This is a genomic window from Beijerinckia sp. L45 (assembly GCF_009765775.1).
Taxonomy (GTDB): Bacteria; Pseudomonadota; Alphaproteobacteria; order Rhizobiales; family Beijerinckiaceae; genus RH-AL1.
In genome coordinates this window covers 1-4744 of the sequence record NZ_LMUU01000112.1, presented here as the reverse complement: position 1 = coordinate 4744, position 4744 = coordinate 1, and the positions used below count along the sequence as shown (strand labels likewise).

Sequence of the window (4744 nt, the reverse complement as noted above, 5' to 3'; positions counted from 1 at the left end):
CGACCTTGAGCGCTGCCACCTCGGAGACGCGCAGCCCCGCGCCGTAGGCGGTGCCAAGCGCCGCCTTGTGCCTCGGCCCAGGCGCCGCTTCGAGCAGCCGCCCGACCTCCGCGACGCTCAGCACGTCCGGAAGCTTGCGGGGGTGGCGCACCAGGATGAAGCGGCGCGACAGGTCGGGCCGATCGAGCGTCACCGTGAACAGGAAGCGCAGGGCCGACACCGAGCTGTTGATGGTCGGCGGTTGCACGCCGCTCTCGGCCTGATGGACTTGGAAGCGGCGGATATCCTCCACGGTTGCCGTATCTGGCGCCCGGCCGAGGAAGCTGGCAAAGCCGCTCACGACACGCAGATAGTCGCGCTGCGTCTCCTCGCGCAGGCCGCGCATGGCCATGTCTTCGATCATTCGGCGGCGCAGGGGACTGACGGGCCTTAGACCAGGTCGGTGGGACATCGGATCGTCCTTGAGCTGAAGGTTGACCCCTCATGCTCGGAGCCCGATATGGCCCTCATCAAGCTGCGCTAACGACCATGACTCCGCACCACCTCGCCGAGCGACTCCCGCGAAGCGGGTTCGTGCATGGGCGCAAAACGGCATGTCCGCTTTCCTTTGAGGGTCTACCGTCGGAGTGGCGCAATCAGCGCTGCCATCTTCCTTCGCAATGTTCACCGGTGGAGCGACTTTCTCAAGTATTGAACTTGCTGTCAGCGCTGTTGATAAGTTGCGCCTGCGGTCTTGCTTCTGACTTGAGGACCTAGTTAGTATTCCATACCAGCCGCTGTAAGGCGAAGAGTGGCTGTCGGGCAGCAATCGACTGCGGTGGCGTTATGCCCTCGCGATACGGCAAGCAGCACGAGATTTGATGAAGCCAAGGCCCGACACCTCGCGTGTTCGGCTTATTTTTGTCACGTCTCAACTGCTTTGTCTGACCGCGAGTCGCAGAATGAGCCAGCAATCGATGCGGGTTACGACCCGAAAGTTATCTTCCAGACCGCTTCCAAAACCGAAAATCTCTGAGCCGGCGCTTGAGATGAGCGATGAGCTAAAGGTGGTTGTCACCTATCTAGCCATCCATGAGCTTAAACTTGACTCTCGCCGCCTGCGCCGTCGTGGCAAAGGCCAGATCGAGCAGCTCGCGTCAAATATCCGGCGGTTCGGCCTGATCGTTCCCGTCATCATCACGCCTGACGGTACGATCATCGACGGCCACGCGATCGTCGAGGCCGCTCGAGAAGCGGGTCTAAAGCAGATCCCGACGATCGCCCTCTCTCATCTTAATGAGGCCGAGCTGAGGGCCTGCCGCATCGCTCTCAATCGCATTCAGGAGATGTCGATATGGGATGAGGCCGAGCTCAAACGCGAAGTCGAGTTCCTAATAGAGGTAGACCTCGATCTCGTCAGTTTCACCGGGTTCACGACCCCGCAGATCGATTTCATTCTCGATCCAGTAGGTCGTAAACCGAAGGTGGATGCGGCCGACATCCTGCCTGAGCCGCTGGAGACGATCGTGTCGCGATCAGGCGATGTCTGGATCTTCAAGGGTGGCCATCGCCTCGTCTGTGGTGACGCCCGAGACCCAGCGACTTTCCTGATCCTCATGGCGGGCGGCGTCGCACGTGTAGCGATCTGTGACCTCCCTTACAACGTTCGGATCCGCGGGAACGTGTCCGGTCAGGCCTGCGCGCGCGAGTTCGCGATGGCTTCCGGTGAAATGACCGAGGCTGAATTTACGATCTTCCTGCGCACCATCTTCACGAACGTCGCCGCCCATTGCATCAACGGCGCGTTCAATTTCCAATTCATGGACTGGCGGCACATGGGAGCGATGCTCGCAGCCGGCGAGAGCGTTTACACCGAACTAAAGAACCTCTGCGTTTGGCACAAAACCAATGCCGGTATGGGCTCGCTATGGCGCTCTCAGCACGAGCTTTGCTTCGTGTGGAAAGTCGGAACGGCGTCTCACATCAACAACGTCGAGCTCGGACGTCACGGTCGTAATCGGTCGAATATGTGGGAATACTCGGGCGGAAGTAGTGCCTTACGCCGGAGCGATGCGGCAGCGAGCGAGCATCCGACCCCCAAATGTGTGGCGATGATCGCGGATTCCATCATGGATGTTACGGAACGCAATGACATCGTTCTCGACGCGACGGTGGGGTCAGGCACGACGCTCGTTGCGGCGCATCGCACGAAACGGCGCGGCTACGGCATCGAGATCGATCCGGCCTACGTTGATCTTGCCGTGCGTCGGTTGGAGGCTTCGACAAAGGCGCCAGCCTGCCACGCAGGAACCGGCGAGACCTTTGCCGAGGTCGCTGCCGAGCGCTTGCGAGCTTCGGAGAGGACCCTTGGCGTCGCAGACGGCCAAGCGTCCTTTGCGCCGACGGCATGAGAGGGCACTTTCATGGCCAAGAACAAAGACGAGGGCGGCTCAGTCCGTCCGGGCAAAGTCGGTTACGGCCGCCCACCTGAGGAGCATCGCTTCAGGAAAGGCGATCCATCGCCCAACCCCTACGGATGCCGCGGGAAGCCTAAGGACGCTTCCATCGATAAGAAGAGCTTTCTCAGTCGCAAGGTGACCGTGATGCTCAACGGCGAGCAAAAACGCGTAACGCGAGACGAGAGTCTTTTCATCGTCCTCTATGCGCAGGCGAGCAAAGGTGACGTCAAAGCCATCCGCTACCTTGACGAACGCTGTGCTGCGGCCGCTCGACGCGACGCAGAGCGCCGGGCGGTTCGAGATACTGTCGCTGACGACGATGCGAGCCGAAAGAAGGTCATCGATAATGCGCTGAACCGTCGTCTAAAAGAGGCCAAGAGGGCGGGCAAAAGAGGCGAGCCGGACGACGGGCTGGAAGATGGATGAGTCCGCCATTCTTCTTCGTGCTCTTTTGCAAAGCGACTTCCTAGCCTTTCTCGAGATGTGCTTCGTCACGCTCGAGCCGGGCCTGGAATACCAGGACAACTGGCATCTTGCGGCGGTAGCGGAAGCGCTCCGCCGCGTCCAGACAGGGTCGAGTAAACGGCTGATCATCAACGTGCCGCCGCGCTCGGGCAAGTCGATCATCGTGACGATCGCCTTCACAGCCTGGCTTCTTGGGCACGACCCTCGCAAGCGTATAATTTGCGTCTCCTACACCGATGCGCTCGCCAAGACGCATGCTTCCGCCTTCCGAAGCATCGTCAACAGCCACTGGTATAAGGACGCCTTTCCTCGCTTCCGGATCAAACGGGGTGGCGACCGCGAGCTAGAGACGACGACAACCGAGCTCGGCTACCGTTTCGCCGTCTCGATCGCCGGAGCGGTGCTTGGGCGCGGCGCAGACATCATCATCGGCGACGACCCGATGAGCCCGGCGGCCGCCCTATCCGACGCGGTGCGGACCCGCGAGACGAACTTGTGGATGACTGCGCACCGCACGCGGCTCAATAACAAGCTTGAGGGTGCCATCATCCTCGTCATGCAGCGACTCCACCAGGAAGATCTCGTCGGGCACGTTGAAGCCTCGGAAGACTGGGACAAGCTGGTTATACCCGCGATCTCGCCGGAAGCCGAGAACCACCCGATTGGTCCACACCCTGAAGATGTTTATCACCGCCAAGCCAGCGAGGTTTTACATCCCGACCGCGAGCCACGCGAGGTGCTCGACGCCACCAGGCGCGCGATCGGCTCGCTAGTGTTCTCTGCGCAGTACCTGCAAAATCCAGTGCCGCCCGGCGGCAACGTCATTCAGCGTAGCTGGCTACGCTACTATGACGAGGCTCCGCAGGCATTCGATCGAGTAATGGTAAGTTGGGACACAGCGTCCACACTGGAGGAGACAAGCGACTGGTCCGTGGGCACGGTGTGGGGCGCTGTCGGTCAGGACTTCTACCTGCTCGACGTGCGCCGTGAACGCCTCGAGGCTCCGGATCTGCGGCGGGCTATCATCGAACTCGATCGCTCCTGGGAGGCCGATGTCACGCTTATCGAGGGAACGGAACTCGGCAGAGCGATCGCTCAGGATCTGCGGTCCTCAAGGTCTCTCCGTCCGCTCGTTGAGCCAGCTCGCTATGACAAGGTCGCGCGGCTTCTTGCCGTCAGCCCGCGCTTCGAGGCGGGGCAGGTGCTGCTTCCGCACGAGGCGCCTTGGCTGTCGACGTATATCGGCGAACTTCTGGCCTTTCCTACGGGCCGGCATGACGATCAGGTGGATGCCACCAGCCAAGCGTTGCGGTACCTCACGCGTCGGCAAGGCTCGGAGAATGAACTCATCCGCCGCACGATCACGCGGCGAAATATCGTGCGCGCCCGGGTCGTCGACAGACCAGATCGAGATCGCTAGCGCCCTGCCTTCGATGCGCCACCAAACACCTCTGGGCCTCGGCGGCGGCTTCAGCCTCGGCATAACGTTGCCCTTGGATAACACGGACAGCGTCGAGTCTGCCAACACCTGGACCGCCTTCGTGCTCACGGTGGGCTAGCTGATCGCTGCTTTCGGCCCACTGTCAGTCGACGCCCTTCGCGACGCCTCGTCCTCGCTCGGTTCGAGCCTGTGGCTAAAGTGCTCCGTTGGCGCCGGCATGGTCGTGCTCACGCCCTTCCTGCAGCCGCATCGTCTGAGGGGGTAGGAAGCCAGGCCAGTTGATAAGCGGACCTTCGGCTCTGCGCCCGAGCACGAACCCGCTTCGCGGGAGTCGCTCGGCGGGGTGGTGCGGAGTCATGGTCGTTAGCGCAGCTTGATGAGGGCCATATCGGGCTCCGAG

General features: G+C 61.5%; 4 protein-coding genes. 3 read left to right on the top strand and 1 reads right to left on the bottom strand.

Annotation, left to right across the window (positions count from 1 at the left end):
* A partial coding sequence (locus GSQ79_RS12110; protein WP_246725284.1) for a phage integrase N-terminal SAM-like domain-containing protein occupies positions 1-391 on the bottom strand: 391 nt, incomplete at its 3' end.
* A gap of 550 nt (positions 392-941) precedes the next feature.
* Between GSQ79_RS12110 and GSQ79_RS12105 the strand changes: the two genes are divergently transcribed.
* The 3 genes from GSQ79_RS12105 to terL all read left to right on the top strand — a co-directional run bounded on the left by GSQ79_RS12105 (position 942) and on the right by terL (position 4323).
* Positions 942-2390, top strand: coding sequence for a site-specific DNA-methyltransferase (locus GSQ79_RS12105; protein WP_210253068.1), 1449 nt, complete (start codon positions 942-944; stop codon positions 2388-2390).
* Positions 2391-2402: 12 nt separating this feature from the next.
* Complete coding sequence (locus GSQ79_RS12100) at positions 2403-2864, top strand: DUF5681 domain-containing protein (RefSeq protein WP_158808972.1); 462 nt, start codon at positions 2403-2405, stop codon at positions 2862-2864.
* 172 nt (positions 2865-3036) lie between these two features.
* Positions 3037-4323, top strand: coding sequence for a phage terminase large subunit (gene terL, locus GSQ79_RS12095; RefSeq protein ID WP_158808971.1), 1287 nt, complete (start codon positions 3037-3039; stop codon positions 4321-4323).
* Positions 4324-4744: the final 421 nt, after the last annotated feature.

Coding starts and splice junctions, on each gene's coding strand:
- GSQ79_RS12100 (WP_158808972.1), top strand. CDS start 2,403: ATGGCCAAGAACAAAGACGAGGGCGGCTCAGTCCGTCCGGGCAAAGTC.
- GSQ79_RS12105 (WP_210253068.1), top strand. CDS start 942: ATGAGCCAGCAATCGATGCGGGTTACGACCCGAAAGTTATCTTCCAGA.